Genomic DNA, 25,448 nt, shown 5'->3' with positions numbered 1-25,448 from the left:
GCGTTCCTTCAGCCCGTCTGACCCAGCCGCTGCGTCGCTGCAACGAACTGGTCCAGCTTCGCGCGCGCCGCGCCACTGGCAATGGCCTCGCGCGCCTTGGCGATGCCCTCGGCGATCGAGCCGGCCACATTGGCCGCGTAGAGCGTGGCACCGGCGTTCAGGATCACGATGTCGCGCGCCGCGCCCGGCTGGTTCTCCAGCGCACCGATCAGCATCGTGCGCGACTCTTCCGGCCCGCTGACCTTGAGGCTGCGATTGGAGACCATCGCCAGGCCGAAGTCCTCCGGATGAATCTCGTACTCGCGCAGCTCGCCGTTCTTCAATTCACCCACCAGCGTGGCCGCGCCCAGCGAAACCTCGTCCATGCCGTCCTTGCCGTAGACCACCAGCGCATGCTCGGCGCCCAGGCGCTGCAGCACGCGCACCTGGATACCGACCAGATCGGGGTGGAACACGCCCATCAGGATGTTGGGCGCGCTGGCCGGATTGGTCAGCGGGCCCAGGATGTTGAAGATGGTGCGCACGCCCAGCTCGCGCCGCACCGGCGCGATGTTCTTCATCGCCGGATGGTGGTTGGGCGCGAACATGAAGCCGATGCCGGTCTCCTGCACGCAGGCCGCCACCTGCTCGGGCTTGAGCATGATGTTCGCGCCCAGCGCCTCCAGCGCGTCGGCGCTGCCGGTCTTGCTGGACACGCTGCGGCCGCCATGCTTGGCCACCTGCGCGCCCGCCGCCGCAGCGACGAACATCGAGCAGGTGGAGATGTTGAAGGTGTGCGAGCCGTCGCCGCCGGTGCCCACCACGTCCACCAGATGCGGCAGCGGCGGCAGCAGCACCTTGGCCGAGAGCTCGCGCATCACCTGCGCGGCAGCGCTGATCTCGCCGATGGTTTCCTTCTTCACGCGCAGGCCGATCAACAGGCCGGCGGCCATCACCGGCGACATCTCGCCGGCCATGATGCGGCGCATCAGCGCCAGCATCTCGTCGTGGAAGATCTCGCGGTGCTCGATGACGCGGGTCAGGGCTTCTTGGTCGGTGATCGGCATGGCTTCAGGCTCCAGCGAAGAATTCGCGCATGACGGCAATGGCGTGATCCACGCCCTGCGCATCCACATCCAGGTGGGTCACGAAACGCAAGCGATACAGGCCGGTGGCCAGCACCCCGCGCGTTCTCAGATGGTCGAGCAGGCCGGCTGCACGTTCCGGCACGACGTCGACGAAGACGATATTGGTCTGCGGTGTCTCCACGCTGACGCCGGGCAGGTTCTGCAAGCCTTGGGCAAGGCGCCGCGCCAGCGCATGGTCCTGACCGAGGCGCAGCACATGATGCTCAAGCGCATGATGCGCCGCCGCCGCCAGCATGCCGGCCTGGCGCAAGCCGCCGCCGGCCATCTTGCGCCAACGGTGTGCGCGCTGGATGAACTCGCGCGAACCGCAGAGCACCGAACCCACCGGCGCGCCCAGGCCCTTGGAGAAGCAGACCGAGACGCTGTCGAAATGACTGCAGATCGCCTTGGCCGCCGCATAGGGGTCGCCGCCGAACTGGTCGGCGCAGGTCACCGCCGCATTGAAGAGCCGCGCGCCGTCCAGATGCCGCGCCAGCCCATGCGTCAGCGCCAGATGAGAAGCCTCAGCCAGATAGCCCATCGGCAGCACCTTGCCGCCGATGGTGTTCTCCAGCGTCAGCAGCCGGGTGCGCGCGAAGTGCGCGTCGTCAGGCTTGATGTTGGCGGCGATGTCGGCCAGCGGCAACGAGCCATCCGGCGCATGGGCGATCGGCTGCGGCTGGATAGACCCCAGCACCGCGGCGCCGCCGCCCTCCCAGCGATAGGTGTGGGCAAATTGACCGACGAGGTACTCATCGCCGCGCTGGCAATGGCTCATCAGCGCACAGAGATTGCTCTGCGTGCCGCTGGGCATGAACAGCGCCGCCTCGAAGCCCAGCATCGCCGCCAGCGCGTCCTGCAGCAGGTTCACGCTGGGGTCGTCACCGAAAACGTCGTCGCCCAGCGGCGCGGCCAGCATGGCCTCGCGCATCGCCGGCGTCGGCTGGGTGACGGTGTCGCTGCGCAGGTCAACAATGGTCGTCATCGATACACTCCTGTCGTTCCTGGCGCGTCTCGCTGCCTCAGTACGCCAAATCGAGGAAGTTCTTCAGCATCGCATGCCCATGCTCGCTGAGGATGGACTCGGGATGGAACTGCACGCCTTCCAGCGGCGTGCGCGTGCCGGCCAGCTCGCGGTGGCGCACGCCCATGATCTCGCCGTCCTCGCTACGTGCGCTGATCTCCAGCACCTCGGGCATCGTCGCCTCCTCGATCACCAGCGAGTGATAGCGAATCACGCTGAACTCCCTGGGCAGGCCCTTGAACACGCCCTTCTGGTCGGTGGTGATCGTGCTGGCCTTGCCGTGCATCTGCGTCTTCGCGCGCACGATGCGGCCGCCCAGCGCGGCACCAATGCTCTGGTGGCCCAGGCAGACGCCGAGGATGGGGAACTTGCCGACGAAGGCCTGGATCGCCGCCACGCACACGCCGGCCTCGGCCGGCGAACAGGGGCCGGGCGAGAACACCAGGTGGTCGGGCTTGAGCACGCCGATCTCGTCCACCGTGATCTGGTCGTTGCGCACCACCTTCACGTCGGCACCGAGCTCGCCGAAGTACTGCACCAGGTTGAAGGTGAAGCTGTCGTAGTTGTCGATCATCAACAGCATTTAGAAGCCCTCCTCAACCAGTTCAGCCGCACGGATCAAGGCCCGCGCCTTCGCTTCCGTTTCCTTCCATTCCAGCTCGGGCACCGAGTCGGCCACGATGCCGGCCGCGGCCTGCACATAGAGCATCTGGTCCTGCACGATGCCGGTGCGGATCGCGATCGCCAGGTCCATATCGCCGGCGAAGCTGATGTAGCCGCAGGCGCCGCCGTAGATGCCGCGCTTGACCGGCTCCAGCTCGTCGATGATCTCCATCGCGCGGATCTTGGGCGCGCCGGACAGCGTGCCGGCCGGGAAGGTCGCGCGCAGCACGTCCATGTTGCTCATGCCCTTTTTCAGCGTGCCCTCGACGTTGGAGACGATATGCATCACATGCGAGTAGCGCTCCACCGCGAAGGCATCGGTGACGCGCACCGAGCCGGTCTCGGCGATGCGGCCGATGTCGTTGCGCGCCAGGTCGATCAGCATCAGGTGCTCGGCGCGTTCCTTGGGGTCGGCCTTGAGCTCGGTCTCCAGCGCCTGGTCCAGCTCGGGCGTCGCGCCGCGCGGCCGCGTGCCGGCCAACGGGCGGATGGTGATGCGCTCCTCGTCGGCGATGCGCTCGTGGCGCACCAGGATCTCCGGCGACGCGCCGACGATCTGGAAGTCACCCATGTCGTAGAAGTACATGTAAGGGCTGGGATTCAGCGAACGCAGCGCGCGGTACAGCGACAGCGGCGACTCGGTGTAGCGCTTGGCCAGGCGCTGGCCGAAGACGATCTGCATGCAGTCGCCGGCGGCGATGTACTCCTTGGCCTTCAGCACCGCGGCCTCGAAATCGGCCTTGGCGAAGTCGCGCTGCACCGGGTGAGCCTGGCCGCGCCTGACTTGCGGCGCGCTGACCGAATAGGAGAGCTTGTCGCGCAGCTCGGTCAGACGCTTCTTGCCGCGGAAGTAGGCCTCGGGCTGCGAGGGATCGGCGTAGACGATCAGGTACAGGCGCCCGGAGAGGTTGTCGATGACCGCCAGTTCCTCGCACTGCAGCAGCATCACGTCCGGCGTCTCCAGGCCGCCGGGGCGATCGAAGCCGCCGCCGGAGCGCGCCAGCTTGGGCTCCATATAGCGCACCGCGTCGTAGCCGAAGTAGCCAGCCAGTCCGCCGCAGAAGCGCGGCATGCCGGGGCGCAGTGCCACCTTGAAGCGCTGCTGATAGGCCTCGATGAAGTCCAGCGGATTGCCGTCGAAGGTCTCGATGACCTCGCCGTCGCGCAGCACCTCGGTCCGGAAGGCATGGCTCCTGACCACCGTGCGCGCCGGCAGACCGATGAAGGAATAGCGGCCGAAGCGCTCGCCGCCCACCACCGATTCCAGCAGGAAGCTGTTGCGGCCCTGGCCGGCGCCGGCGCAGAGCTTCAGGTAGAGCGAAAGCGGGGTCTCGAGATCGGCGAAGGCCTCGCTGATCAGCGGGATGCGGTTGTAGCCCTGAGCAGCCAGGCTCTGGAATTCAAGTTCGGTGATCACGTCGTCAGTCCTCGGGGACGGGGCGCGGCACGATCGGTCTGCGGTTCGTTCCGTGTCAATGCGCGCGCCGGTTCACAGGTCGCTGGACTGCGGCCTTCCCACCAGGGTGGGGAGTGTCAGGCTGACGAATGAAGGCCCGGTGAAACGATGGGGTCCGGGCCAGCAAGCAGGCAGTCAAGCGGCTTCAGAAGGCGAAGTCGAGCGGGCGACGCCAGGGCCAGGCTCCCCGGTCGTTAGACCCCTTGATGTGCTTGCGCGTGATGAACATGATGCAATCGAGTGTAGCAGCAGCACCTGCAGGCTCAGGGTTTTCGTGTGCCCGCCGCGACATCCGCGGCCTGCTCGGGCAGGCCATACTCCTGCCCCTTACAGCACGCTTGCAGATCCCGCGCCATGGACCGGGACGCTGTCGCGGCGAGACCGAGAAGGACAAGAGCGAAGAGGATGCAAAACATGCCGATGGAAGAGACAAACCCGCTGAAGCACATTCACCACCACACGCTGCGCCGCGCGGCGCTGGCCGGCCTGCTGGCCTGTGCCGCCAGCCTACTGACCTTGCCGGCCCAGGCCAATGTCGTGGAGGTCTCGGGCGTCAAGTACGAACCGGTGCAGGAGGTGGCGGGCACCAAGCTTCAGCTCAATGGGGCGGGTACCCGCTTCAAGGCGGTGTTCAAGGTCTATGCGGCGGGCCTTTATCTGACCGCGCCGGCCAACAGTCCGGAGGCCGTGGCCGCCAACACCGGCCCCAAGCGCCTGCACATCGTGGCCCTGCGCGAGGTGGACGGCAACGACCTCGGCAAGCTCTTCACGCAGGGCATCCAGAACAATGCCTCGCGGGAGGAGTTCCTGAAGGCGATCAATGGCATCACCCGCATCGCCGGCATCTTCTCCACCAAGAACAAGCTCGCCACCGGCGAACACTTCACCGTGGATTACATCCCGGGCACCGGCACCCAGGTGCTGGTCAATGGCAAGCCGACCGGCGAGCCGATCAAGGAACCGGAGTTCTACAACGTGTTCCTGAAGATCTGGCTGGGCAAGTCGCCCGCCGACGATCAGCTGAAGGACGCGCTGCTGGGCATCAAACGCGAGTCGCGCCAGCGCGGCTGAAGCCAGCCGCTCAGACGCCGCGCATGCCGGCCAGCAGTGCCGGCAGCTCGGCCAGGCTGTCGATCAGCAGGTCGGCGCCAACCGCCTCGACCGGATGGCCGTGGTTGTAGCCATAGCGCACCAGCACCACCGGGCAGCCGGCCGCGCGCGCGGCCGTCGCATCGTTGACCGAATCACCGACCATCCACACCTGCTGCGGTGGCAGGCCCAGCGCCGCGCAGGTCTTCAGCAGCGGCTCGGGATCGGGCTTCTTGCGCGCGAAATCGTCGCCGCCGAAGGTCTTGGCAAAGAAGCCGTCCAGGCCCTTGAGCGCCAGCAACTGGCGCGCCGGTGCGGCCGGCTTGTTGGTCAGGCAGGCCAGCGTCAGGCCCTGCGCCTGCAGTCCTCGCAGACCGTCGATCACGCCGGGATAGACCGCCGAATGCTGGCCGTTCAGCGCCGCGTAGTGCAGCTGGTAGCGTGTCCAGGCCTGCTCGTAGAGCTCGGGGGCACCACCGACTTCGGCCAGCGTCGTGCGGATCAGGTGCTCGCTACCGCGGCCCACGGTGCGCTCGACGAAGTCCCGGCCCACGACAGGCAGGCCCAGTTCGGTCAGCACACGCTCCAGCACCGCGACGAAATCGCCCAGGGTATCGACCATGGTGCCGTCCAGATCGACGATCAGCGCATCGGGGCGACGGGAGACGAGGGTGGGCGGCAGGCGAGACGAGGACATGGAAAGCGGCAACAGCAAGGCTTGGGCGTGAGGAGCGGCGATTGTCGCCGCCCGTGCCCAGCCTCTACCACCGCTCAGGCGCCGCGGCGCTGCCGCCAGCGCGAACGCGCCAGCGCCAGGCATTCATGCAGGCCGGCGACCAGCGCCAGCGTGAGCCACAAGGCGGGGCGCAGCGTGCCGGCAGCGGAACGAACGACTGTTGTACTCATGCGCCCAGCCTAGGCGCGGCGCATGACATCTTTGTGGCACACAAGCCGGCTATCGTGGGAACAAACCCGCCGCCGCCATGCCGCCAGACTCCAGCACCGCATTGCAGGACAGCAGCCTGCCCGAAGGCCTGCAGCGCCTGCGCGCGCTGGCGCAGCGCGCCGCTGCGTCACCCCTGGTGCAGCGCCACGAGCTGGGCGAGATCGATGCCGCCGGCCGGCGCCTACCGCTGTGGGGCTTCACGCTCGGCAACGCCGCGCCCGAGGCGCCGGCGCTGGCCATCGTCGGCGGCGTGCATGGGCTGGAGCGCATCGGTTCCGACGTGGTGCTGAGCTTCTTCGCCAGCCTGCTGACGCGACTGGAATGGGACGAATCGCTGCACCGCCTGCTCGAAGGGCTGCGCCTGATCCTGCTGCCCATCGTCAACCCGGGCGGCCTGTTGCTGGGCACGCGCGCCAATCCGCAGGGCGTCGACCTGATGCGCAATGCGCCGGTCGAGGCCGATGATCGCGCGCCCGCGCTGGTCGGCGGCCAGCGCCTCAGCGCCGCGCTGCCCTGGTACCGCGGCCGCGCCGGCGAAGCGATGCAGATCGAGAGCGAAGCGCTGAGCAGCTTCATGCGCGAGCAACTGCTGCCGCACCGCTTCGCGATCTCGGTGGACTGCCACTCGGGCTTCGGCCTGGTCGACCGCATCTGGTTTCCCTTCGCCCACACCGCGCGGCCGATCGCGCACCTGGCCGAACTGCAGGCGCTGGCCCAGATCCAGGACCGCACGCTGCTGCACCACCGCTATGTGATGGAGCCGCAAAGCCGCCACTACCTGACGCACGGCGACCTCTGGGACCAGCTCTACCTCGACGCGCAGGCACAGCACGCAGAGCGCGTCTTCCTGCCGCTGACGCTGGAGATGGGCTCCTGGCTGTGGGTCAAGAAGAACCCGCGTCAGCTGTTCAGCCGCCACGGGCTCTTCAACCCGCTGATCGAGCACCGCCAGCAGCGCGTGCTGCGCCGCCATCTGGGCTGGCTGGACTTCATCGCCCGCGCCGCGCACAGCCATGCGCGCTGGCTGCCGCAGGGCGAGGCCCGCGCGCAGGCGCATGAAGCCGCGCTGGAGCGCTGGTACCGCCGGAGGCCGCATTGATGAGCGAGCAGGTCGGCAAACCACGCAGCTGGCTGCTGCTGCGCGGCCTGGGCCGCGAGACCGGCCACTGGGGCGACTTCCCGGACGCGCTGCGCGCCGCGCTGCCGCCGCAGGACCGCGTGCTGCTGCTGGACCTGCCGGGCAATGGCGCCCTGTGGCGCGAGCGCAGCCCGCTGGCGATCGCCGCAATGACCGAGCAGGTCCGCGGCGCGCTGCGTGCGCGGGGCCAGGGCGGGGACGAGGTCGGACCGCTGCACCTGCTGTGCCTGTCGATGGGCGGCATGGTCGCGGTGGACTGGGCCACGCGCCATCCGCAGGAGATCGCCGCGGTCGCGCTGTGCAGCTCCAGCCTGCGCGGCATCAGCCCCTGGTGGCAACGCATGCGACCCGGCGCGCTGCTGCGCCTGGTCGGCGTGCTGCTGGCCAGCGATGTACAGCGTCGCGAGCAGGCGGTGCTCGAACTGACCAGCCACCGCCGACCGCCCGCGGCCCTGCCGCACTGGCTGGCGCTGCACGCGGCGCATCCGGTGCAGCGGCGCAATCTGCTGCGCCAGATCCTCGCCGCCGCGCGATTCCGCGCCCCGGCGGCGCGGCCACCGGTGCCACTGCTGGTGCTGGTCGGTGCCGGCGACCGGCTGGTGCATCCGGACTGCTCGCGGCGCATCGCCGCGGCGTGGGGCTGCGAGCTTGCCGAACACCCGAGCGCCGGGCACGACCTGCCACTGGACGATGCGCAGTGGCTGGCCACACAGCTGGCCCGCTGGGCCGCGACCCTGCCCCAACCAAGTCAAAGACACTTGTCTTAGACTACGGACAAATGTTCGACACCTCGAACTCCAGGAAGGAGCAGCTGCTCGCGCTGATCCGCGCCAATCCTTTCGTCAGCCAGCAGGAGCTGGCCGAGCGCGCCGGCCTGTCGCGCTCGGCGGTGGCCGGCCATGTGGCCAGCCTGGTGCGCAAAGGCCGGCTGCTGGGGCGCGCCTACGTGCTGCCGCAGGCGGCGCCGCTGCTGTGCATAGGCGGCGCCAACATCGACCGCAAGCTGCAGACGCTCGCGCGCGCCTATCTGCGCAGCTCCAACCCGGCACGGCAGAGCGAGACGCCCGGCGGCGTGGCGCGCAACGTCGCCGAGAACCTCGCACGCCTGGGCCTGCCGGTGCGGCTGCACACCGCGCTGGGTGACGACGCAGCTGGCCGCACGCTGCAGCAGCAGGCCGAGGCGCTGGGCATCAGCCTGCAGGGCGGCTTGCTGCACCAGCAGCACCCCACCGGCAGCTACACCGCGGTGCTGGACGCAGACGGCGAGCTGATCGTCGCGCTGGCGCAGATGGAGCTGCTCGAGTCGCTGGACTCCGACTGGCTGGCGCGCAGCGCCGCGCAGCGCGCCGACAGCACGCTGTGGATGGCCGACCTCAATCTGCGCGCCGACACGCTGGCCGCGCTGTGCGCCGAGGCGCTGCATCGCGAACGCCCGCTGCTGCTCGTCGCCGTCTCGGTGCCCAAGATGGACCGCCTGCCCGCCGAGCTGCGCGGCGTGCGCTGCCTGATCGCCAATGAGGACGAGCTGGCCGCTGCCGCCGGGCTTGCGTCGGCGCGCAATGTGCAGACGCGGCGCGAGGCCTGGCAGCGGCTGCGCGCGCGCGGCCTGCAGCAACTCGTCGTCACCGCCGGTGCGCGTGGCGCCTACTTCAGCAAGGGCGCCACGCTGCAGCATCTGCCGGCCCTGCCGGTGCAGGTACGCGAGGTCAGCGGCGCCGGCGATGCCTTTGCCGCCGGCGTCTGCGCAGGGCTGCACCGCGATGCCGATGACCTGCGCAGCGCCTGCCAGCTGGGCCTGCAGCTGGCCGCACTGACGCTGCAGACCGAGGCCAGTGTCAGCCCGGCACTGAGCCCGGCGCTGCTGGCCACCGACAAGGAAGAGAACCCGACATGAACAACAGCACGCCCACCGCCACCCTGAGCCCCTATCTGCAGATCGCCCCCGAGGTGGCGGCCGCGCTGGCCGATGGCCGGCCGGTGGTGGCGCTGGAGTCGACCATCATCTCGCACGGCATGCCCTGGCCGCAGAACGTGCAGACCGCGCGCGAGGTCGAGCAGATCGTGCGCGCCAATGGCGCGGTGCCGGCCACCATCGCGGTGCTGGACGGCAGGATCCGCGTCGGCCTGGACGACGCGCAGCTGGAGCTGCTGGGTCGCTCGCCCGAGGCGATGAAGCTCAGCCGTCGCGACCTCGCCTACGCGGTGTCCGCCGGTCGCATCGGCGCCACCACGGTGGCCGCGACGATGATCTGCGCGCAGCTTGCCGGCATCCGCGTTTTCGTCACCGGCGGCATCGGTGGCGTACACCGCGGCGCCGAGACCTCCTTCGACATCTCGGCTGACCTGCAGGAACTGGCGCAGACCTCGGTGGCGGTGGTCTGCGCCGGTGCGAAGAGCATCCTCGACATCGGTCTGACGCTGGAATACCTGGAGACCCACGGCGTGCCGGTGGTCGCGATCGGGCAGGACAACTTCGCCGCCTTCTACACGCCGGATTCGGGCTTCAAGGCCGATTTCCGCCTCGACACGCCCGCAGAGCAGGCGCGCTTCCTGCGCACCAAATGGGCGCTGGGGCTGACCGGCGGCGTGGTGTTCGCCAACCCGGTGCCCGCCGAAGCCGCTATGCCCAAGGCAGAGATCGATGCAATCACGCAGCAGGCCTTGGCCGAGGCCGCGGCGCAGGGCATTGGCGGCAAGGCGGTGACGCCTTTCCTGCTCGCACGCATCAAGGATCTGACCGGCGGCCGCAGCCTGGCCACCAATATCGCGCTGGTCAAGCACAACGCGGCGGTCGGGGCACAGCTGGCTTCAGCGCTGGCCGCGGCTTGACGCGGCGGGCCCCTTCTGCTGCGCCTTGACGCGGTACATGTCCTCGTCGGCCAGGCGCATCAGCTCTGCGGCATTGCCGGCCATGCCGGGATAGAGCGCGACGCCTATCGCCGCCGACAGACTGACCAGCGACTTCTGCGTCGGCAGATAGATCGGCTCGCGCAGCACCGCGTCGAGCTTGTCGCGCACCTGGCGCGCATCCGCCTCGGTCGCGACATCGGGCAGGATGACGAGGAACTCGTCGCCACCGATGCGGCCCACCGTATCGGCCTCGCGCACGCCGCCAGCGAGCCGCTGCGCCACCGCTTTCAGCACGGCGTCGCCGGCCTCGTGACCAAAGGCATCGTTGATGGGCTTGAAGTCGTTGAGGTCGACGAACAGCACCGCCACGCCCTTGCCTTCCCGCTGCGCACGCGCCAGCGCGCGGTCCAGCCGGTCCTGCACCAGGCGCAGCGAGGGCAGACCGGTCAGCGCATCGTGATTGGCCAGATGCTGGATCACCTCCTCCGCGCGCGTGCGGCGCTGCACTTCCTCGCGCAGCTCGGCAAGATTGCGTTCCACCGCGTCAGCCATCTGGTCCACAACCGCGGAGAGCTCGCCGAACTCGCTCTTCGCAGCAATGCGGGTGCGGCGGTCCAGCCGTCCGCCGCGCACCGACAGCGCCCAGTCGCGGAACTGCGCCATCGGCTGGCGCACCGAGCGATCCAGGTTGTAGGCAGAGAGCAGCGCGTACAGGCCCAGCACCGCCAGCGCCGTGCCCGCCAGCCAAGCGGCGATGCGCGCCCGTTCGCTGGCGCGCTCGCGCTCCGCGTCCAGCCTGGCCTGCGCCTGCTGCATGAAGCGCCGCAGGGGCTCCATCACCGCGGCCGTCGCCTCCAGATGGCGCTTGCCGTGCAAGCGCTCCACCGCCTGTCGCCAGGCCTGCTCATTGACAGGGCGCGCGCCACTGTCGGCCGGCTCGATGCTCGCCAGCACCTCGGCTTCGAAGTGCTGCAGGTCTTCGGCACGGCGCCACGACTCGGTCAGCAGCGCGAGCTCCTGCGCGTCGAAACCCGCCGCTGCAATGCGGCCGATCAGCGACTGCGGCACACCGCTGGCCGGCAGGGGCGGCGACACCCCGCCCAGCACCAGATCCCAGTACACGGAGTCGTAGAGAGCGGGCCGCCCGGCACGGCCGTTGCGCGCAAGCACGATCTCCTCGAAGTAGCGCAGTTGCTCGGGGCGGCGACCGACCGCATAGAGCCGCGCCATCTGTGTCGACTCCTCGACGCTCTGGCGCAGCTCGCTGGCCAGACGATGGCCATCGAAGCGGCGCTGCTGCGCTTGCTCCAGCGCCCGGTAGGCAAGCGCCAGCTGCAGCAACGCGCCCACGGCAACGCACAGCAGCACGACCTGCACCACCAGATTGAGCGTCAGCTTGGCCCGGATGCGCATGATCCGACCAGCTTAAACCCGCACCCGTGCAAAGGCCGTCAAAGTCCGAGCATCTGCCAGGCGCTGGCGAGCAGAAGCAGAGCCATCGTCGCGTTGAAGCCACGCCGGCGCATCGGCGCTGCCAGCCAGCCGCGCAAGGCGCTGCCGAACAGGGTCCACAGGCTGAGGCTGCCGCTATTGACTGCCGCCATCACGGCACCGAGCAACAGCGGCGCTGCAAGCCCCGCGTCCGCCACGGCCCCTTCGGATCTGGGCAGAAATAGGCTGGCGGTGGTCAGCGCCATCATCCAGGCCTTGGCATTGACCGCCTGCAGGGCCAGCGCCTGGTGCCAGCGCAAGGGCGGTCCGGCGGGCCGGTCATGCAGCGCCGCTGCGCCGACCAGGCGCCAGCCCAGCCACAGCAGGTAGGCACAGCCTACCCAGGCCAAGGCGCGATGCAGCAGCGGATGGCGCGCGAACAGCTCGGCCAGGCCCAGCGCCACGAGCAGCGTCTGCAGCCCCGTGCCTGCCGCAGCACCGAGCAGATGCGGCAGGCTGGCCCGATAGCCATGGGCCGCACCCGATGCGGTAAGCATCAGCACATTGGGGCCAGGGGTGATGCACAGCGCGAAGGCATAGCTTGCCAGAGCGAGCAGATCGACGCCGGCCATCGTCGCGAAACCGCGCTAACGCAGCGCAGCGCTGTGCATCAGTTGCAGCCGCCGCTGCAGCGCCTGCGCCCCCTGCTCTAGCAGGTCCAGCACGCGCTCGAAGCCCTGTGGCGGGCCGTAGTAAGGATCCGGCACCTCGCTGCCGGCCAGGCCCGGCACCAGGTCCAGGTAGAGCCGCAGCCGCTCATGCACGGGTGCCGGCGCCAGCTCGCGCAGATGGCGCAGGTTGTCCTCGTCCATCGCGAGGACCAGGTCGAAGCCGTCCAGCAGCTCGGGCTTGACGCGGCGCGAACGCCAGCGCCGCGGCAGCGGCGCGATCTCGCGGCGTGCCAGCACCGCGGCGGCGCGCGCATCGACCGGCTCGCCGCGCGAGGCCGCATGCGTGCCCATCGACGCCACGTGCACCAGCGGCCCCAGCCGGGCGCGCAGCAGCGCCTCGCCCATCGGCGAACGGCAGATATTGCCAGTGCAGACCAGCAGGATGGCGTGCTGCGGGGTCGGCATGCGGCGGCGTGGCGTTCAGCGCGCCAGCTCGGCGCGCATCGCGTCGATCACGGCCTTGTAATCGGGCTTGCCGAAGATCGCCGAGCCGGCGACGAAGGTATCGGCGCCCGCGTCGGCGATCTGGCGGATGTTGTCCACCTTGACACCGCCGTCGATCTCCAGGCGGATGTCACGGCCGCTCTTGTCGATGATCTTGCGCGCGGCTTCCAACTTCTTCAGCGCGCTGGGGATGAAGCTCTGCCCGCCGAAGCCGGGGTTGACGCTCATGATCAACACCAGGTCAACCTTGTCGATCACCCACTCCAGCACATCCAGCGGCGTGGCCGGGTTGAAGACCAGGCCGGCCTGCTTGCCCTCGCCCTTGATCAGCTGCAGCGTGCGGTCCACATGCGCGCTGGCCTCGGGGTGGAAGCTCACCAGGTCGGCGCCGGCCTTGCAGAAGGCCTGGGCCAGCGCATCGACAGGCTGCACCATCAGGTGTACGTCGATGGGCGCGGGCGTGCCGTCGGGCTTGACCGCGTGCTTCTTCAGCGCCTCGCAGACCATAGGCCCGAAGGTCAGATTGGGCACGTAATGGTTGTCCATCACGTCGAAGTGAATCCAGTCGGCGCCGGCGGCGAGCACATTGCGCACCTCCTCGCCCAGGCGGGCGAAGTCGGCCGAGAGGATGCTGGGGGCGATGCGGAAAGTCGTGCTCATAGGACGCGGCGGCCGGGGCGGCTGAAGCTGGGAAGGGAGCCGCGATTCTAGTTAAATAAGCAATCGCTGATGTTTTGGCGCCCTGCAGCTCAGGCCGACGCCGCTCCGCACAGCCCATCGAAACAGCTGCTCAGCAGCAGCTCGACGATGCGCTCGTCGCTGTACTCGCCACCCGCCTTCAGCAGACCCAGCACCGGGTCACAGGCGCGGGCAAACAGCGTGTAGAGCACCACCTCCGGCGGCAGCTTGGCGCTGATCTGGCCCTGCTGCTGGGCCTGGCCGATCCACTCGCCCAGGCTGTCGCTCAGCGCCATCAGGCGGTCCATGTAGTCCTTGTGGGCGATCAAGGCGGCTCGCAGGCTGGAGTTCTGTGCAGGCAGGGCGGGCATCTCACCGGCCAGCTGCACCTGCATCGTCCAGCGTGCGATGCCCTTCAGGCGCGCCAGCGCGTCCAGACCGGCATCGGCGTTCAGGCGCTCGACCTCACGCTGCGCACGCTCGAGCACGCGGACCATGGCGGCCGCCGCCAGCTCTTCCTTGGACGTGAAGTGCTTGTAGAGGCTGGCCTTGGCGATGCCCACATCGGCCACCACCTCGTCGACCGTCATCAGGTCGAAGCCTTTCTCCGCCAGCAGCCGATTGACCGAAGCCACGATCGCGTCCTCGCGCGCCTGCAGCACCTGTTCCCGAAAAGACGGTTTCGCCATGCCCGGATTCTAGGGCAGGCGGCGACGAATTTGAACGCATCCGGGCACGATCATCCTAAAACGTTCACATATGAACGTGTAAGTTGACTTTGTGAACTACTCAGTTCACATTTCAACCATCGCGCAAGCCCTGCTTACTGCCCAGGCGAGGACTCACATGCTCCAGACCTTGAATCCACTGCCGAAATCCCTGCCGCCACCCAGGGGTAGCGTCACGCGCCACGGCGCCACGGCGTCGACCGGCCTGCCGCGCTGGTTGCTTCCGGCGCTGCACCGTGCCGGCATGGCCACGCTGGCCGAACAGGCCGAAGGCCTGCTGCTGCTGGCACCCAGCGACGCGGCTCTTCAGGAGCATCTGCGCGCCCAGGCGCTCAGCCTGGACGACTGGTTGCTCGACGCAGCCCGGCCGCGCCAACTGCTGCTGGATCACCTGCTGCAGGACTCGGCGGCAGCAGAGCTGTGCGGCGCGGAGCAGCCCCAGTCCACGCTGGGCGGCCGTACCGTCTGGCTGTCGGCAGCGGGCCGCTCCGGGGCGCTGCGCGTCAGCGCCGGCAACGGCATCGACGCGATGGCGACCGGACTGCCGCAGCGCTGCGGCAGCCTGCAGCTGCTCTGCATCGATCGCGTGCTGGCCAGTCCGCAAGGCAGCCTGCTGGACCTGCTCGCCACCGAGCCCGGGCACGAGCTGCTGCTGCAGGCCTTGCGGACCAGCGGCCTCGAGGTGCTGCTGCGCGCGCCCGGCCCGTTCACGCTGCTGGCGCCGCAGGACGGCGGCTGGCACGCCCTGGCGAGCCGACTCGGACTGCCGCTGCCGCAGCTGCTGTCGGACCCGGCGCTGCTGCGCCGTGTGCTCGAGTTGCAGCTGATCCCGGGACGCTGGCTCAGCCACGAGCTGCCCTGGGGCAGCCAGCTGCACAGCGCCGGCGGCCTGTCTCTGCACTGCAGCGCGTTGGGCCTGATCGGCTGCCACTGCCAGGCCCAGCCACTGCTGGTCGGCAGCGACCGCCAGGCCAGCAACGGTGTGCTGCACCGGCTGGCCGAGCCGCTGGCGCCCTGCTCGCTTCGTGTGGCGTGACGAGGCCAGCCCCGCTCGCGCCCTTCTTCCCCCGTCCGTCCTAGCTCTCACAACAAGGAGTCATGTCATGTTCGTCTGGATCAAACGTCTGGCTGCCGTCGCCAGCCTGAGCTTCCTGGCCGCCTGCGGTGGCGGCGATTCCGACCCCACGGTGGTCGAGGTCGCCAAGGGCGATCCGCGCTTCTCCATCCTGGCCGAAGCGGTCGTCGCTACCGACCTGGCCGGCACGCTGTCGGGCACCGGCCCCTTCACCGTGTTCGCGCCGACCAACGATGCCTTCGCAGCCCTGCTCACCGAACTGGGCGTCAGCAAGGAGCAGCTGCTGGCCAACAAGCCGCTGCTGACCGCCGTGCTGAGCTACCACGTGCTGCCGGCACGCGTCGAGCGCAGCGCCGTGCCGCTGGGCCGTGCCATCACCCCGCTGCAAGGCGGCATCTTCAAGATCGACAGCGTCGGCGGCCAGCTCAAGGTCACTGACGGCCGCAACCGCAGCAGCACCATCACCGCGACCGACATCCACGCCTCCAACGGCATCGTGCATGTGCTCGACCGCGTGCTGCTGCCGGCAGACAAGAACATCGTGCAGACCGCGCTGGCGGCGCCCGACTTCAGCATCCTGGTGGAAGCGGTGACGGCGGCCAACCTCGCCGGCACGCTCAGCGGCAACGGCCCCTTCACCGTCTTCGCGCCGACCAATGCCGCCTTCGCTGCCCTGTTGACCGAGCTGAATGTCACCAAGGCCCAGCTGCTGGCCGACACTGCACTGCTGACCAAGGTGCTGACCTATCACGTCGTGCCGAGTCGCGTGCTCAAGGCCGAAGTGCCGGTCGGCGCCGCCATCACCACGGTGCAGGGCCAGACCTTCAGCGTGGACGCCAGCCTGGCGATCACCGATGCCAACGGCCGCAAGGCAGGCATCACCGCCACCGACCTGCTCACCAGCAACGGCGTGATCCACGTGATCGACAAGGTGATCCTGCCGCGCTGAGCAGCTCATCGCCCGGCCCGACGGCGCGCCAGCCGCCCGTCGGGCTTCAAGGCAAGCGGTATCGCTCGGCCAGCTCGCGCAAGGTCCCGTTGCGCTCCAGTGCGGCCAGCGCGGTCTCGAGCCGGTTCCGCGTCGCGCCAGGCAGCTGCCGGCTGACCGCAACAAAGTGGCTGTCCTCGGACAAAGCGAGGTCCGAGATGCGCAGCCTGCCCGAGAACTCGGGCAGGCGCAGCAGCGGCGCCAGCGTCATGTCCTGCCCGTAGAGGACTTCGGCGCGATCCAGCAGCAGCATGCGCAAGCCCAGCAGATCGCTGGGCGCGCCTTCCACATGGGCCACCCCTTGCTGCCCCAGGTGCCGGGCCAGCACCGAGCCCTGCGCCACCAGCACCGGGCTGCGGCGCCCAATCTCCGCCAGACGCGCATAGCTGTCCACGACGCGGCGGTCCGCACTGCGCTGCACCACGACATGGCGCACCTGGTAGATCGGCACCGACAGGAAGTCGAAACGCGCGCGGCGCTCCGGCGTATCGATCATGCAGAAGAACAGGTCGATCTCGCCGCGCTCCAGCAACACTTCCACACGGCGCAGCGGCGCCTCCCTGTCCAGGCCCTGCACCTGCAGCTGCGGATCGAAACGTTGCACGGCCTGGGCCAGCTCGCGGCACAGGCCGGGCAAGCGGGATTCCGCGCCTGCGTACTTCACCGGAGCGCCCGCCTGCGCGATGCTGCGCAGCGTCTGGCCCAGTACGCCGCCAGGCGCGGCCGCGGCAAGCGCAGCCGCCGCGATCAGGCAAACGCAATGACGCAGCATGGCCATTGTTCGAGCATAGCGCCGGCACAGCGCGTCGCTCTCTAGAATGAACCCATGCCCAAGCCGCAATTCAGCTGCAGCGTCGAGGTGACGCCGCTGCCCGAGCAGACCGATGCCGCGCAAGGCGTGCACGCCTTCGCCTACACCATCACCATCGCCAACACCGGCGACATTGCCGCCCAGCTGGTCGCCCGCCACTGGCAGATCACCGATGCGCGCGGCCATACCCAGGAAGTGCGCGGCCTGGCTGTCGTCGGTCACCAGCCGCTGCTGCAGCCCGGCGAGCAGTTCAAGTACAGCTCCTGGGCCAGCATCGCCACCCCGCAGGGCAGCATGCGCGGCCGCTATCTGTGCGTCACCGAGGAGGCTGATGTGTTCTGGTCCGACATCCCCGAGTTCCTGCTCGCCGACAGCACGACGCTGCATTGAGCACAAAGACCGCCGCGTCCTCCGGCCGCCACGGCAGCTGGGATCTCACCGCCCTGCTCAATGCCGCCGACGCGCGCGCGCCGCTGGCCGCGCGCAATCTCTGGCTGGTGCGCCTGTTCGAATGGCTGCGCCATCCGGCCCGCCGCAGCGATGACGCCGGCGAGCCCGCCCTGGCACAGAGCGGCCGTCCGCTGCCGCTGCTGCGCCTGAGGCATCTGCTCAATGTGCTGGAGCGCCATCCCGAGCATGCGCGCGCGCTGTCCGCGCTGATCGCCTCGGTCTGGCGCGATGTCGATGCGATCGGCCTGTTCGCCGACGTGGGCTTCGCGCCCCGCGTGGCGCTGGGCGCCGAGCTGCTGCACCGCCTGCGCCAGCGCCTGCTGCCGGGCACGGTGGACACGCGCGAGCTGGCCGAGCTGTTCGGCCTGCTCTTCCCCGAGCCCGAAGATGCACAGTGGTTGGCGCAGATCGACGCGGCACTGCTCGAACGCATAGGCGCCTTGTTGCTCGACGGCGCCGCGCCAGCCGCCACTTCGCCCTGGCGCGAGCCCATCGAGGCCGCGCTCACCGTGCTGGTCAGCGCGGTGCATGCCGCCGGCCTGGCCGGCGCACTGCGCCAGCGCATGAGCGCACCTCTGCTGCAGGCGCGCCCCTTCGAGCTGCTGGCGGTGGCCGCGACCCAGTATGCCGAGGCCCTGCACGGCACGCCTGAGCGCCATGCCGCTGAAGTGCAGCTGCGCGGCCTGCTGACCGAGTGCGCCACCGCGGCGCGCAGCGTACCCGCGCATCTGGAGCAGTACGGCGTCTCGGTGGACATCGTCTTCGACGTCGAGCAGATGCTCGCGCGCATCGCACGCATCGAGACCCTGCTGGACTACCTCGCCGCAGCGACGCCGCAGCAGGGCCTGCCGCGCCTGCTCGCCCAGCTGGTGGAGGTGGTGCATGAGCGCCGCAGCCTGCGCACACTGTTCTCGCGCCACTACGCGCTGCTGGCGCGCAAGATGGCCGAACGCAATGCCGAGACCGGCGAGCACTACATCACCCGCGACCGCAGCGAATACCGCGCGATGCTGCGCAGCGCCGCCGGCGGCGGCGCGGTGATCGCCGGCACGACGTTCGCCAAGTTCGCTATCACCGCCCTCGCCCTGCCGGCCTTCTGGGCCGGCTTCTGGGCCGGCGCCAATTACGCGGCGAGCTTCGTGCTGGTGCAGCTGATGCACTGGACGGTGGCCACCAAGCAGCCGGCGATGACTGCGCCGGCGATGGCGCGCAAGCTCGCCGCGCTTGACCAGCAGCAGGGCGTTGAGGACTTCGTCGACGAGGTGGCGCATCTGCTGCGCTCGCAGATGGCCGGCATCGTCGGCAATCTCGCCGTGGTGGCGCCACTGGTGCTGGCGGTACAGCTGCTCGCGCAGCTGCTGTTCGGCGCTCCGCTGGTGGGCCGCGCCGATGCGGACTACGTGCTGCACGCGCTGACGCTGCTCGGCCCCACCGTGCTCTTCGCCGCCTTCACCGGCGTGCTGCTGTTCCTCAGCAGCCTGATCGCCGGCTGGGCGGAGAACTGGTTCGTGCTGCACCGGCTGGACGCGGCGATCGCCTGGAACCCGGCGCTGATCGCCCGACTGGGCCAGCCGCGCGCGCAGCGCTGGGCCGACTGGTGGCGCAAGCACATCTCGGGCCTGGCGGCCAATGTCTCGCTGGGCCTGATGCTGGGTCTGGTGCCGGTGCTGAGCGCATTCTTCGGCCTGCCGCTGGAGGTGCGCCATGTCACGCTGTCCACCGGGCAGCTGGCTGCGGCCGTCGGCGCACTGGGGCTGGACGCGCTGCGCAGCGGCGCGTTCTGGTGGTGCGTGGCGGCGATCCCGCTGACCGGCCTGCTCAATGTGGGCGTGAGCTTCCTGCTCGCCTTCAAGCTCGCGCTGCGCTCGCGCGGCGTGCGCATCGAGGACCGCGCGCGCCTGCGCTCGGCGATCTGGCAGCGCTTGCGGCGCGAGCCGCGCAGCTTCTTCCTGCCGCCGCGGTGACAATGCGGCCCGATGCGCCGCCTATGGCTGCGGCTTGTCCTCGTCCCGGCCGGTCTCGGCCTCCTGGTGATGGTGGTGTCGCTCGCCGCGTTTGCGGCCCGAGAACATGGTCCACCAGACGATGAAGATCAGCAGCAGCAGAGCGCCCAAGGCTTCCAGCAGTATCAGTCCCATGTTTCCTTCTTCGTCTGTTCTTGCCTTGCGCCGCCGGGTACTTGCTGTCGCGGCGCCGGCGATTCTAGGAGTACTCACCGGCTGCTCGACCAGCCATCTGCCCGACCCTACGACGGTCCCGGTCACTGCACCAACCGGCAGCGCCGCACAGCCGCAGGCTGTCACGCCAGCCGTGCCGGCCGCACTGGCGGAGCCGTCCACCGAGCGCGTGCGCGCCGTGCAGCAGCGCGAGCGCTCGCGCTGGGTGGCGGCCGACTGGTCCGAACTGCCGGGCTGGGGGCAAGACCGCGCGCTGGAGTTCTGGCCCGCGCTGGTGCACAGCTGCAGCCGCCCGGCGCCGGGTTGGGCCGCACTGTGCGCACGCGCCGCGCTGCAGCCGCCTGCCGACGACATCGACGCGCACCTCTGGCTGATGAAGCATCTGCAGCCCTGGCGCGTCGAGGGCCATGACGGCAATGCCACCGGCCTGCTCACCGGCTATTTCGAGCCGCTGCTCGCCGCCAGCCGCAAGCCGCAGGGCGCCTTCCGTCATCCGCTGCATGCGATGCCGCCACCCGACGTGCTGCGACGCCAGCCCTTGCCAACGCGCGCGCAGATCGAGCAGGACGCCGCGGTGCGCAACCGGCTCAGGCCTTACGAGCTGGCCTACCTGGCCGACCCGATCGATGCGCTGCTGCTGCAGATCCAGGGTTCGGGCCGACTGCAGCTCAGCGAACCCGACGGCCGCCAGCGCCTGGTGCGCCTGGCCTTCGCCGGCCACAACGAGCAGCCCTACCAGTCGCTGGCCAAGGCGCTGATCGAGCGCGGCGAGATCCAGCCCTCGGAAGCCTCCTGGCCGGGCCTGCGCGAATGGGCACGCCGCAGCCCGCAACGCGCCGCCGAACTCAGCGCCCAGCTCAACCCGCGCTATGTGTTCTTCCGCGAAGAGCCGCTGCCCAATCCCGAGCAGGGCCCGCGGGGCGCACAGGGCGTGCCGCTGACGCCCGGCCGCTCGGTCGCCGTCGACCGCCTGAGCATTCCCTACGGCACGCCGCTGTGGCTGGACAGCACCGAGCCTCTGTCCACCACGCCGCTGCGCCGCCTGGCGATGGCACAGGACGCCGGCGGCGCCATCCTCGGTGCGGTGCGCGCCGACTTCTTCTGGGGCTGGGGGAACGAGGCCGAGACGCAGGCCGGCCGTACCCGGCAGGCGCTGCGCCTGTGGGTGCTGCTGCCGCGCGACAGCGGCCGCGAGACCAGCCGCAGCGGCAACAGCAAGCCGGGAGGTGCCTGAGCATGGCCAGCAGCCACGGCGCAGCGCCGCTCAAGCGCTACCACTGCCATCGCGGCCGCGACATCTTCATCACCTCTGGCTCCACCCGCGGCCTGGCACCCGGCAGCTTCGGCGTCTGCGCGATCGGCGGCGGCGCCGAGGGCTGGTCGGTGGTGCACATCGGACCCGACGGCGACGCGGCCGACCTCGGCGGCGAGTACTACTTCGCCACGCCCGAGGAGGCGCTCGCCTTCGTCAAGGAGCTGATCGAGCTGATGCCGCCGGCGCCGTTAGCAAGTTCTTAGCAAGGCGGCAAGCAAGATTTAGCAGCGGCGCGGGCGCGTCCTCGCCACCATGGAGGCTCTGTCATCACATGCATCAAGGAGCCTCATGATGAACAACACCGCCCGCTACGACATCTACGCCTTCATCCACAAGGGCCTGCGCGCCTTCATGGCGCACACACTGGTGCGCGTCGGCCGCCTGGACCCCCATGACGCGGCCGAGGTCGCCGAAGTCGGCGCAGAGCTGCGCGCGCTGCTCGCCACCTGCCAGGGCCATCTGCAGCACGAGAACGACTTCGTCCATGCAGCAATGGAAGCGCGCTCGCCGGGCTCGTCCTCGCGCATCGCACACGAGCATCTGGAGCATGAGGAATCGATCGCGATGCTGGGTACCCTGCTCGACCGCCTGGCCACCGAACCCGCGGCGGCGCCGCGGCTCTATCGCGCGCTGGCCGCCTTCGTCGCGCACAACCTCGAGCACATGTCGGTGGAGGAGAGCGAGCACAACGCCGTGCTCTGGGCGACCTATAGCGACGAGGAGCTGATGGGCATCGAGCAGCGCATCGTCGCCAGCCTGAGTCCGGAGGAAGGCGCGCTGACGATGCGCTGGATCCTGCCCCACCTCAGCCCGGCCGAGCGCGCCGGCATGCTGGCCGGCGTGCGCGCGCATGCACCGGCCGAAGCCTTCGACGGCATGCTGTGCATGGTGCGTCCGCTGCTGGGCGGGCGCGAATGGCTCAAGCTCAGCCAGGCGCTGGCACTGCCCGCCTAAGCTCCACCCGGCACTGCTGCCAATCAGGCCTCGGCCACTTCCACCAGGTTCAATGCCTGGTGGACCCGCAATCTGAACAGGCCACGGCCGGTCTTCTCCAGCGCCAGCTGCGGGCAGCGCTCGGCAAGCCGGCGCTGCAGCAGGATCAGCCGCGCCTCCAGGTTGTCCACCACCTCGGGCAGGCCCAGGTCGGCGCACATGCGCAGCTCGCGGTTGCTGAAATCCACGCGGCCGTTCGCACGCCACTCGCGCAGCAGCTTCCACAGGATCGCGCCGGGCACACCCTTGATCAGGTAGTCACCGCCGATGAAGATGCTGTCGTTGACCGCGTAGTGGCGCAGCTCCAGCGGCGGCGCATCGCTGCCGGCGCTGGAGGCAGCCTGCGCGCGGCTGCTGCTGACGAGCTCGGCTTCGCAAGGCGCAGCCTCCTGCAACGCAGCCATGGCGAGGCCCAGCTGGGCCGCCAACGTGACCAGCGCGTCCTCGTCGTCGTAGCTGAAGCGCAGATCCTGCAGGCTCTCAACACAAAGCACGCCGATCAGGCGATCGTGCGCCACGATGGGCACCGCCAGCTGGCTGTGCGGCTCGGGCAGGCCGGGAAATGGAATGCTCGCCTGCGCCATCAGGTCCTGCGCCAGGCCAGCTTCGGCGCCGGCTGCAGCCTGGCCGTAGCGGTACTCCATGGTCATGTGGTTGATGCGGATCGGCGTGCGGTACTGTGCCGCCACGCCGATCACGCCGTCGCCATAGGCGATCTCGGCGCCGACACCGGTGGCCGCATAACCGCGGCTGCCCACCATGTAGAGGCAGTGCCGCGACTCGTCGGCCATCAGCAGCATCGCATGCGGCATGTCGAACTCGCTGGCCAGCCCGGCCAGGGTCTGGTCCACCAGTCCGGCGAGGTCGCAGGCCTCGCCTGCGATGCGCGCGCTGACGCTGCGCAGCGCTGCCAGCAGATTGCGCCGCGACGCTGGTCTATCCAGCTCGACGCCGGGCAGACGCTCGACGGACAGCACGCGGTACACGTCTGCCCCCTGCAGCTTGAACACATCGGCCATGCCGCTGTGCGAGGCCACGCCGGCCAGCTTGGCCTTCAGGCTCTGGAACAAGGCGCCGGCGGTTTCGGTGCGCAGGTAGAGCAGCTCCAGCCGGTAGCTGATCGAGCTGACCGGATCGACCACCAGGGCCGCGGCCTGCGGATTGGCCAGGATGTTCGCGCGGGTCTTGTTGAAGAACTGGAAGGACAGGGCCACATGCCGCGCATCCACGTACATCATCTGCGACACATAGGTCGCATTGGGCACGCCATCGGCCGAGCAGGTGGCGACGGTGGCGGGGATGGCACCCTCCAGGCAATGGCGTACTGCATCCAGGCTGAGCTGGGCAGCGGGCTTCAGCGGGGCGCTCGCGGCCGACATTGCCGGGCTCACAGGGCCTGGCCGGCACTGGGGCCAGGGGTCTGCACGAAGCCGGCCTCGGGCAGGAAGCGCAGACCGACCAGATGGGACGGCTCGCGCCAGCACAGGGCATCGGCAAAGGCCGGACTCCAGCCCAGCTGCGCGATCTCGATGCCGAAACGGTCCAGGCTCGCACGCGCTACCGCCAGGTCCTGCGCGCTGGCCGGCACGGGCCGCGCCGCACCGGACTTGAGCTGCACCGTGCGGTGCGTGCTGGGCTGGTTGAAGCACACCGCGATGCGGCCATTGGCTGCGATGTCATGCAACAGCGGGCCGGCCGCATCGGAAAACAGCAGCACCGTCACCTCGCGCCGCGCCTCGTCGACGCGACAGGCCACGGCGCGCGCGATGGACGGCACCAGCCGCTCGCCGCGTGCGGCCACGGTAATCGACAGGCCCGACTGGATGAAGCCGGCCACGTCCTCGCTCAGCAGTGCTGCCTGGGTCTGCGTTTCCATGAGGCCCTGATGCTAGAAGCGGCGCCCCTGTGCGTCGATAGGGCTGCGACGGAAGGTCGAAAACGCACCGCCAGCCACGCCAGCGTCTTCCGCACCCGGCTCAGGCCTGCGGCAGCAGGTAGCGCCGCTCCCATTCGCCGATCTCGCCGAGGTAGTCGTCGTACTCCAGCGCCTTCACCGCCAGGTAGGCGTGCACGAAACCGGCCCCCATCAGGCGCGGCGCCACGCTGCTCTGCGCCATGCGCTCGTGCGCGACCAGGAAGGTGCGTGCCAGCTGCTGGCCAGCATGGCCGGCGGCGTCGTCGGCAATGGGCGCGCTGGGCTTCAGGCCTTCGTCCATGCCTGCCAGTCCGGCCGCCAGCGTCGCCGCGATGGCCAGGTAGGGGTTGGCATCGGCACCGGCGATGCGGTTCTCCACCCGGCGCGCGGCCGGGCCGCTGAGCGGGATGCGCAGACCGGTGCTGCGGTTGTCCTCGCCCCAATGCAGGTTCACCGGCGCCTGCGCGCGCGCCACATAGCGCCGGTAGGAGTTGACGAAGGGCGCGTAGACCAGCATCAGGTCCGGGGTGTAGGCCTGCAGCCCGCCGATGTACTGCGCGAAGGCCTCGCTGGCGCTGCCGTCCTCGCGGCTGAAGATGTTGCGTCCCTGCGCATCGAGCACGCTCTGGTGCAGGTGCATGGAGCTGCCCGCCTGCCCCTTGATCGGTTTGGCCATGAACACCGCATTCAGGCCATGCTTGAGCGCGATCTCCTTGGCCGCGTACTTGAACAGGAAGGCCTGGTCGGCCACCGCCAGCGCGTCGCCGTGCAGCAGGTTGATCTCGTACTGCGTCAACCCGACCTCGTGGATCCAGGTATCGCTGGCGATACCCAGCGCATCGAGCGCGGCATGAAACTCGTCCCAGAAGGGCGCCAGCTCGTTGAGCATGTTCAGGCTGAAGGCCGACTGCCCCGCCTCGGCGCGGCCACCGCGACCGCGCGGCGCCGTGAGCGGCTGGGCCGGGTCGGTGCAGGCCGCGGTCAGGTAGAACTCGATCTCCGGCGCCACCACCGGCGTCAGGCCGCGCTCGCGGTAGCGCGCCAGCACGCCCTGCAGCACCGAGCGCGGCGCGAAAGCGCAGTGCTCGCCGTTGAGCTCCAGGCAGTCGTGGATGGCCAGGTAGCGCGGCACCGTGCTCCAGGGCACGCGCTTGAGCGTGGCCATGTCGGGCACCAGGCGCACATCGGGGTCGGCGTCCGGGAAGATAGGGTCGTAGGAGTACTCGCCGGTGACGCACTGCATCGGGATGGCCTGCGCAATGCGCAGCTCGGTGCCCCTGGCAAAGCTGGCCGCCGGCATCAGCTTGCCGCGCGGATAGCCCGACACATCGGGAAAGATGCACTCGACATCGCGCACGCCCTCGCGGCGGAAGCGTTCGGCCAGCCCGGCGCCTTCAGCGCCACTCGAAATGCTCATCGGTGATTCCCGGAGTTGCTGGC

Annotated in this window: 28 protein-coding genes; 12 read left to right on the top strand and 16 right to left on the bottom strand. The window is 69.5% G+C overall.

All coding sequences use genetic code 11. The features are described from left to right. Positions 1–8 precede the first annotated feature (8 nt). The 4 genes from trpD to trpE are packed head-to-tail and all read right to left on the bottom strand — an operon-like array spanning position 9 to position 4,210. Positions 9–1,046: an anthranilate phosphoribosyltransferase gene (gene trpD / locus AC2EBS_RS11890; protein ID WP_484728635.1), complete on the bottom strand. Its 1,038-nt coding sequence runs from the start codon at positions 1,044–1,046 to the stop codon at positions 9–11. Positions 1,047–1,050: 4 nt separating this feature from the next. Further along, positions 1,051–2,091 carry a low-specificity L-threonine aldolase gene (ltaE, locus tag AC2EBS_RS11885; RefSeq protein ID WP_484728634.1) on the bottom strand — a complete coding sequence of 347 codons (1,041 nt, stop codon included), beginning with the start codon at positions 2,089–2,091 and terminating at the stop codon, positions 1,051–1,053. A 37-nt stretch (positions 2,092–2,128) separates the two neighbouring features. Then, positions 2,129–2,713, bottom strand: a complete 585-nt coding sequence (locus AC2EBS_RS11880; protein WP_484728633.1) for an anthranilate synthase component II — start codon at positions 2,711–2,713, stop codon at positions 2,129–2,131. Further along, positions 2,714–4,210 carry an anthranilate synthase component I gene (gene trpE / locus AC2EBS_RS11875; RefSeq protein WP_484728632.1) on the bottom strand — a complete coding sequence of 499 codons (1,497 nt, stop codon included), beginning with the start codon at positions 4,208–4,210 and terminating at the stop codon, positions 2,714–2,716. Positions 4,211–4,663: 453 nt separating this feature from the next. On the opposite strand from trpE, the gene AC2EBS_RS11870 reads away from it, so the two are divergent. Next, on the top strand, positions 4,664–5,320 hold the full coding sequence (locus AC2EBS_RS11870) for a chalcone isomerase family protein (protein WP_484728631.1): 657 nt from the start codon (positions 4,664–4,666) through the stop codon (positions 5,318–5,320). 10 nt (positions 5,321–5,330) lie between these two features. Here the strand turns inward: AC2EBS_RS11870 and gph are convergent, their stop codons facing one another. Both gph and AC2EBS_RS11860 read right to left on the bottom strand, forming a co-directional pair. Continuing rightward, on the bottom strand, positions 5,331–6,035 hold the full coding sequence (gene gph / locus AC2EBS_RS11865) for a phosphoglycolate phosphatase (RefSeq protein WP_484728630.1): 705 nt from the start codon (positions 6,033–6,035) through the stop codon (positions 5,331–5,333). 74 nt (positions 6,036–6,109) lie between these two features. Beyond that, positions 6,110–6,244, bottom strand: a complete 135-nt coding sequence (locus tag AC2EBS_RS11860) for a hypothetical protein (protein WP_484728629.1) — start codon at positions 6,242–6,244, stop codon at positions 6,110–6,112. A gap of 77 nt (positions 6,245–6,321) precedes the next feature. Here AC2EBS_RS11860 and AC2EBS_RS11855 point away from each other — a divergent pair, with 77 nt between their 5' ends. The 4 genes from AC2EBS_RS11855 to AC2EBS_RS11840 are packed head-to-tail and all read left to right on the top strand — an operon-like array spanning position 6,322 to position 10,251. After that, a complete protein-coding gene (locus AC2EBS_RS11855) occupies positions 6,322–7,383 on the top strand; it encodes a M14 family zinc carboxypeptidase (protein ID WP_484728628.1) in 1,062 nt (353 codons plus the stop codon). After that, a complete protein-coding gene (locus AC2EBS_RS11850) occupies positions 7,383–8,189 on the top strand; it encodes an alpha/beta fold hydrolase (RefSeq protein WP_484728627.1) in 807 nt (268 codons plus the stop codon). Before AC2EBS_RS11855 ends, AC2EBS_RS11850 begins: the two co-directional genes overlap by 1 nt. An 11-nt stretch (positions 8,190–8,200) precedes the next feature. After that, positions 8,201–9,316, top strand: a complete 1,116-nt coding sequence (locus AC2EBS_RS11845; RefSeq protein ID WP_484728626.1) for a carbohydrate kinase — start codon at positions 8,201–8,203, stop codon at positions 9,314–9,316. After that, a complete protein-coding gene (locus AC2EBS_RS11840; protein WP_484728625.1) occupies positions 9,313–10,251 on the top strand; it encodes a pseudouridine-5'-phosphate glycosidase in 939 nt (312 codons plus the stop codon). Before AC2EBS_RS11845 ends, AC2EBS_RS11840 begins: the two co-directional genes overlap by 4 nt. On the opposite strand, the gene AC2EBS_RS11835 is transcribed toward AC2EBS_RS11840, so the two are convergent. From AC2EBS_RS11835 to AC2EBS_RS11815, 5 genes are all read right to left on the bottom strand, one after another. Further along, a complete protein-coding gene (locus AC2EBS_RS11835) occupies positions 10,231–11,685 on the bottom strand; it encodes a diguanylate cyclase (RefSeq protein ID WP_484728624.1) in 1,455 nt (484 codons plus the stop codon). The two genes, AC2EBS_RS11840 and AC2EBS_RS11835, sit on opposite strands and share 21 nt — an antisense overlap. Positions 11,686–11,723: 38 nt before the next feature. Then, positions 11,724–12,335, bottom strand: coding sequence for a LysE family translocator (locus tag AC2EBS_RS11830; RefSeq protein WP_484728623.1), 612 nt, complete (start codon positions 12,333–12,335; stop codon positions 11,724–11,726). A 15-nt stretch (positions 12,336–12,350) separates the two neighbouring features. Beyond that, entirely contained in the window at positions 12,351–12,839 is a 489-nt protein-coding gene (locus AC2EBS_RS11825) for a low molecular weight protein-tyrosine-phosphatase (RefSeq protein ID WP_484728622.1), read from the bottom strand. Between the two features lie 15 nt (positions 12,840–12,854). Next, positions 12,855–13,538, bottom strand: coding sequence for a ribulose-phosphate 3-epimerase (rpe, locus tag AC2EBS_RS11820; RefSeq protein ID WP_484728621.1), 684 nt, complete (start codon positions 13,536–13,538; stop codon positions 12,855–12,857). An 89-nt stretch (positions 13,539–13,627) separates the two neighbouring features. Beyond that, positions 13,628–14,245 (bottom strand): TetR/AcrR family transcriptional regulator, encoded by a 618-nt coding sequence (locus AC2EBS_RS11815; protein WP_484728620.1) that lies wholly within the window; start codon positions 14,243–14,245, stop codon positions 13,628–13,630. A gap of 157 nt (positions 14,246–14,402) precedes the next feature. Here AC2EBS_RS11815 and AC2EBS_RS11810 point away from each other — a divergent pair, with 157 nt between their 5' ends. Then, complete coding sequence (locus AC2EBS_RS11810) at positions 14,403–15,320, top strand: fasciclin domain-containing protein (RefSeq protein WP_484728619.1); 918 nt, start codon at positions 14,403–14,405, stop codon at positions 15,318–15,320. A 67-nt stretch (positions 15,321–15,387) separates the two neighbouring features. After that, on the top strand, positions 15,388–16,308 hold the full coding sequence (locus tag AC2EBS_RS11805) for a fasciclin domain-containing protein (protein WP_484728618.1): 921 nt from the start codon (positions 15,388–15,390) through the stop codon (positions 16,306–16,308). Between the two features lie 46 nt (positions 16,309–16,354). Here AC2EBS_RS11805 and AC2EBS_RS11800 read toward each other — a convergent pair whose 3' ends face one another. Further along, the gene (locus AC2EBS_RS11800; protein ID WP_484728617.1) at positions 16,355–17,125 is read right to left on the bottom strand and encodes a substrate-binding periplasmic protein; all 771 of its coding nucleotides are present in this window, start codon (positions 17,123–17,125) and stop codon (positions 16,355–16,357) included. Between the two features lie 48 nt (positions 17,126–17,173). Between AC2EBS_RS11800 and apaG the strand changes: the two genes are divergently transcribed. Then, positions 17,174–17,548 carry a Co2+/Mg2+ efflux protein ApaG gene (gene apaG, locus AC2EBS_RS11795; RefSeq protein WP_484728616.1) on the top strand — a complete coding sequence of 125 codons (375 nt, stop codon included), beginning with the start codon at positions 17,174–17,176 and terminating at the stop codon, positions 17,546–17,548. Beyond that, entirely contained in the window at positions 17,545–19,572 is a 2,028-nt protein-coding gene (locus AC2EBS_RS11790) for a site-specific recombinase (RefSeq protein WP_484728615.1), read from the top strand. The genes apaG and AC2EBS_RS11790 overlap by 4 nt, the downstream gene beginning before the upstream one ends. A gap of 21 nt (positions 19,573–19,593) precedes the next feature. On the opposite strand, the gene AC2EBS_RS11785 is transcribed toward AC2EBS_RS11790, so the two are convergent. Further along, positions 19,594–19,746 (bottom strand): hypothetical protein, encoded by a 153-nt coding sequence (locus AC2EBS_RS11785; RefSeq protein WP_484728614.1) that lies wholly within the window; start codon positions 19,744–19,746, stop codon positions 19,594–19,596. On the opposite strand from AC2EBS_RS11785, the gene mltA reads away from it, so the two are divergent. The 3 genes from mltA (at position 19,745) to AC2EBS_RS11770 (ending at position 22,054) form a co-directional block, all read left to right on the top strand. Further along, positions 19,745–21,019, top strand: a complete 1,275-nt coding sequence (mltA, locus tag AC2EBS_RS11780) for a murein transglycosylase A (protein ID WP_484728613.1) — start codon at positions 19,745–19,747, stop codon at positions 21,017–21,019. The two genes, AC2EBS_RS11785 and mltA, sit on opposite strands and share 2 nt — an antisense overlap. A 2-nt stretch (positions 21,020–21,021) precedes the next feature. Then, positions 21,022–21,303, top strand: a complete 282-nt coding sequence (locus AC2EBS_RS11775; RefSeq protein WP_484728612.1) for a hypothetical protein — start codon at positions 21,022–21,024, stop codon at positions 21,301–21,303. Positions 21,304–21,391: 88 nt separating this feature from the next. After that, the gene (locus AC2EBS_RS11770) at positions 21,392–22,054 is read left to right on the top strand and encodes a hemerythrin domain-containing protein (RefSeq protein WP_484728611.1); all 663 of its coding nucleotides are present in this window, start codon (positions 21,392–21,394) and stop codon (positions 22,052–22,054) included. Positions 22,055–22,077: 23 nt separating this feature from the next. Here the strand turns inward: AC2EBS_RS11770 and AC2EBS_RS11765 are convergent, their stop codons facing one another. From AC2EBS_RS11765 to AC2EBS_RS11755, 3 genes are all read right to left on the bottom strand, one after another. Beyond that, positions 22,078–23,472: a GAF domain-containing protein gene (locus AC2EBS_RS11765; protein ID WP_484728610.1), complete on the bottom strand. Its 1,395-nt coding sequence runs from the start codon at positions 23,470–23,472 to the stop codon at positions 22,078–22,080. Positions 23,473–23,480: 8 nt separating this feature from the next. Beyond that, the gene (locus tag AC2EBS_RS11760; protein ID WP_484728609.1) at positions 23,481–23,969 is read right to left on the bottom strand and encodes a hypothetical protein; all 489 of its coding nucleotides are present in this window, start codon (positions 23,967–23,969) and stop codon (positions 23,481–23,483) included. Between the two features lie 100 nt (positions 23,970–24,069). Further along, positions 24,070–25,425, bottom strand: a complete 1,356-nt coding sequence (locus tag AC2EBS_RS11755) for a glutamine synthetase family protein (RefSeq protein ID WP_484728608.1) — start codon at positions 25,423–25,425, stop codon at positions 24,070–24,072. Between the last annotated feature and the right edge of the window lie 23 nt (positions 25,426–25,448).

It is taken from the genome of Roseateles sp. T103 (assembly GCF_057219915.1).
The sequence above is the reverse complement of the archived record's forward strand: the minus strand, read 5'-3'. Positions and strand labels throughout refer to the sequence as shown.

What these genes read in the sequence shown, in the direction of transcription:
- trpD (WP_484728635.1), bottom strand. Translation starts at nt 1,046, where the DNA reads ATGCCGATCACCGACCAAGAAGCCCTGACCCGCGTCATCGAGCACCGC.
- ltaE (WP_484728634.1), bottom strand. Translation starts at nt 2,091, where the DNA reads ATGACGACCATTGTTGACCTGCGCAGCGACACCGTCACCCAGCCGACG.
- AC2EBS_RS11880 (WP_484728633.1), bottom strand. Translation starts at nt 2,713, where the DNA reads ATGCTGTTGATGATCGACAACTACGACAGCTTCACCTTCAACCTGGTG.
- AC2EBS_RS11870 (WP_484728631.1), top strand. Translation starts at nt 4,664, where the DNA reads ATGCCGATGGAAGAGACAAACCCGCTGAAGCACATTCACCACCACACG.
- gph (WP_484728630.1), bottom strand. Translation starts at nt 6,035, where the DNA reads ATGTCCTCGTCTCGCCTGCCGCCCACCCTCGTCTCCCGTCGCCCCGAT.
- AC2EBS_RS11860 (WP_484728629.1), bottom strand. Translation starts at nt 6,244, where the DNA reads ATGAGTACAACAGTCGTTCGTTCCGCTGCCGGCACGCTGCGCCCCGCC.
- AC2EBS_RS11855 (WP_484728628.1), top strand. Translation starts at nt 6,322, where the DNA reads ATGCCGCCAGACTCCAGCACCGCATTGCAGGACAGCAGCCTGCCCGAA.
- AC2EBS_RS11850 (WP_484728627.1), top strand. Translation starts at nt 7,383, where the DNA reads ATGAGCGAGCAGGTCGGCAAACCACGCAGCTGGCTGCTGCTGCGCGGC.
- AC2EBS_RS11845 (WP_484728626.1), top strand. Translation starts at nt 8,201, where the DNA reads ATGTTCGACACCTCGAACTCCAGGAAGGAGCAGCTGCTCGCGCTGATC.
- AC2EBS_RS11840 (WP_484728625.1), top strand. Translation starts at nt 9,313, where the DNA reads ATGAACAACAGCACGCCCACCGCCACCCTGAGCCCCTATCTGCAGATC.
- AC2EBS_RS11835 (WP_484728624.1), bottom strand. Translation starts at nt 11,685, where the DNA reads ATGCGCATCCGGGCCAAGCTGACGCTCAATCTGGTGGTGCAGGTCGTG.
- AC2EBS_RS11830 (WP_484728623.1), bottom strand. Translation starts at nt 12,335, where the DNA reads ATGGCCGGCGTCGATCTGCTCGCTCTGGCAAGCTATGCCTTCGCGCTG.
- AC2EBS_RS11825 (WP_484728622.1), bottom strand. Translation starts at nt 12,839, where the DNA reads ATGCCGACCCCGCAGCACGCCATCCTGCTGGTCTGCACTGGCAATATC.
- rpe (WP_484728621.1), bottom strand. Translation starts at nt 13,538, where the DNA reads ATGAGCACGACTTTCCGCATCGCCCCCAGCATCCTCTCGGCCGACTTC.
- AC2EBS_RS11815 (WP_484728620.1), bottom strand. Translation starts at nt 14,245, where the DNA reads ATGGCGAAACCGTCTTTTCGGGAACAGGTGCTGCAGGCGCGCGAGGAC.
- AC2EBS_RS11810 (WP_484728619.1), top strand. Translation starts at nt 14,403, where the DNA reads ATGCTCCAGACCTTGAATCCACTGCCGAAATCCCTGCCGCCACCCAGG.
- AC2EBS_RS11805 (WP_484728618.1), top strand. Translation starts at nt 15,388, where the DNA reads ATGTTCGTCTGGATCAAACGTCTGGCTGCCGTCGCCAGCCTGAGCTTC.
- AC2EBS_RS11800 (WP_484728617.1), bottom strand. Translation starts at nt 17,125, where the DNA reads ATGGCCATGCTGCGTCATTGCGTTTGCCTGATCGCGGCGGCTGCGCTT.
- apaG (WP_484728616.1), top strand. Translation starts at nt 17,174, where the DNA reads ATGCCCAAGCCGCAATTCAGCTGCAGCGTCGAGGTGACGCCGCTGCCC.
- mltA (WP_484728613.1), top strand. Translation starts at nt 19,745, where the DNA reads ATGTTTCCTTCTTCGTCTGTTCTTGCCTTGCGCCGCCGGGTACTTGCT.
- AC2EBS_RS11785 (WP_484728614.1), bottom strand. Translation starts at nt 19,746, where the DNA reads ATGGGACTGATACTGCTGGAAGCCTTGGGCGCTCTGCTGCTGCTGATC.
- AC2EBS_RS11775 (WP_484728612.1), top strand. Translation starts at nt 21,022, where the DNA reads ATGGCCAGCAGCCACGGCGCAGCGCCGCTCAAGCGCTACCACTGCCAT.
- AC2EBS_RS11770 (WP_484728611.1), top strand. Translation starts at nt 21,392, where the DNA reads ATGAACAACACCGCCCGCTACGACATCTACGCCTTCATCCACAAGGGC.
- AC2EBS_RS11765 (WP_484728610.1), bottom strand. Translation starts at nt 23,472, where the DNA reads ATGTCGGCCGCGAGCGCCCCGCTGAAGCCCGCTGCCCAGCTCAGCCTG.
- AC2EBS_RS11760 (WP_484728609.1), bottom strand. Translation starts at nt 23,969, where the DNA reads ATGGAAACGCAGACCCAGGCAGCACTGCTGAGCGAGGACGTGGCCGGC.
- AC2EBS_RS11755 (WP_484728608.1), bottom strand. Translation starts at nt 25,425, where the DNA reads ATGAGCATTTCGAGTGGCGCTGAAGGCGCCGGGCTGGCCGAACGCTTC.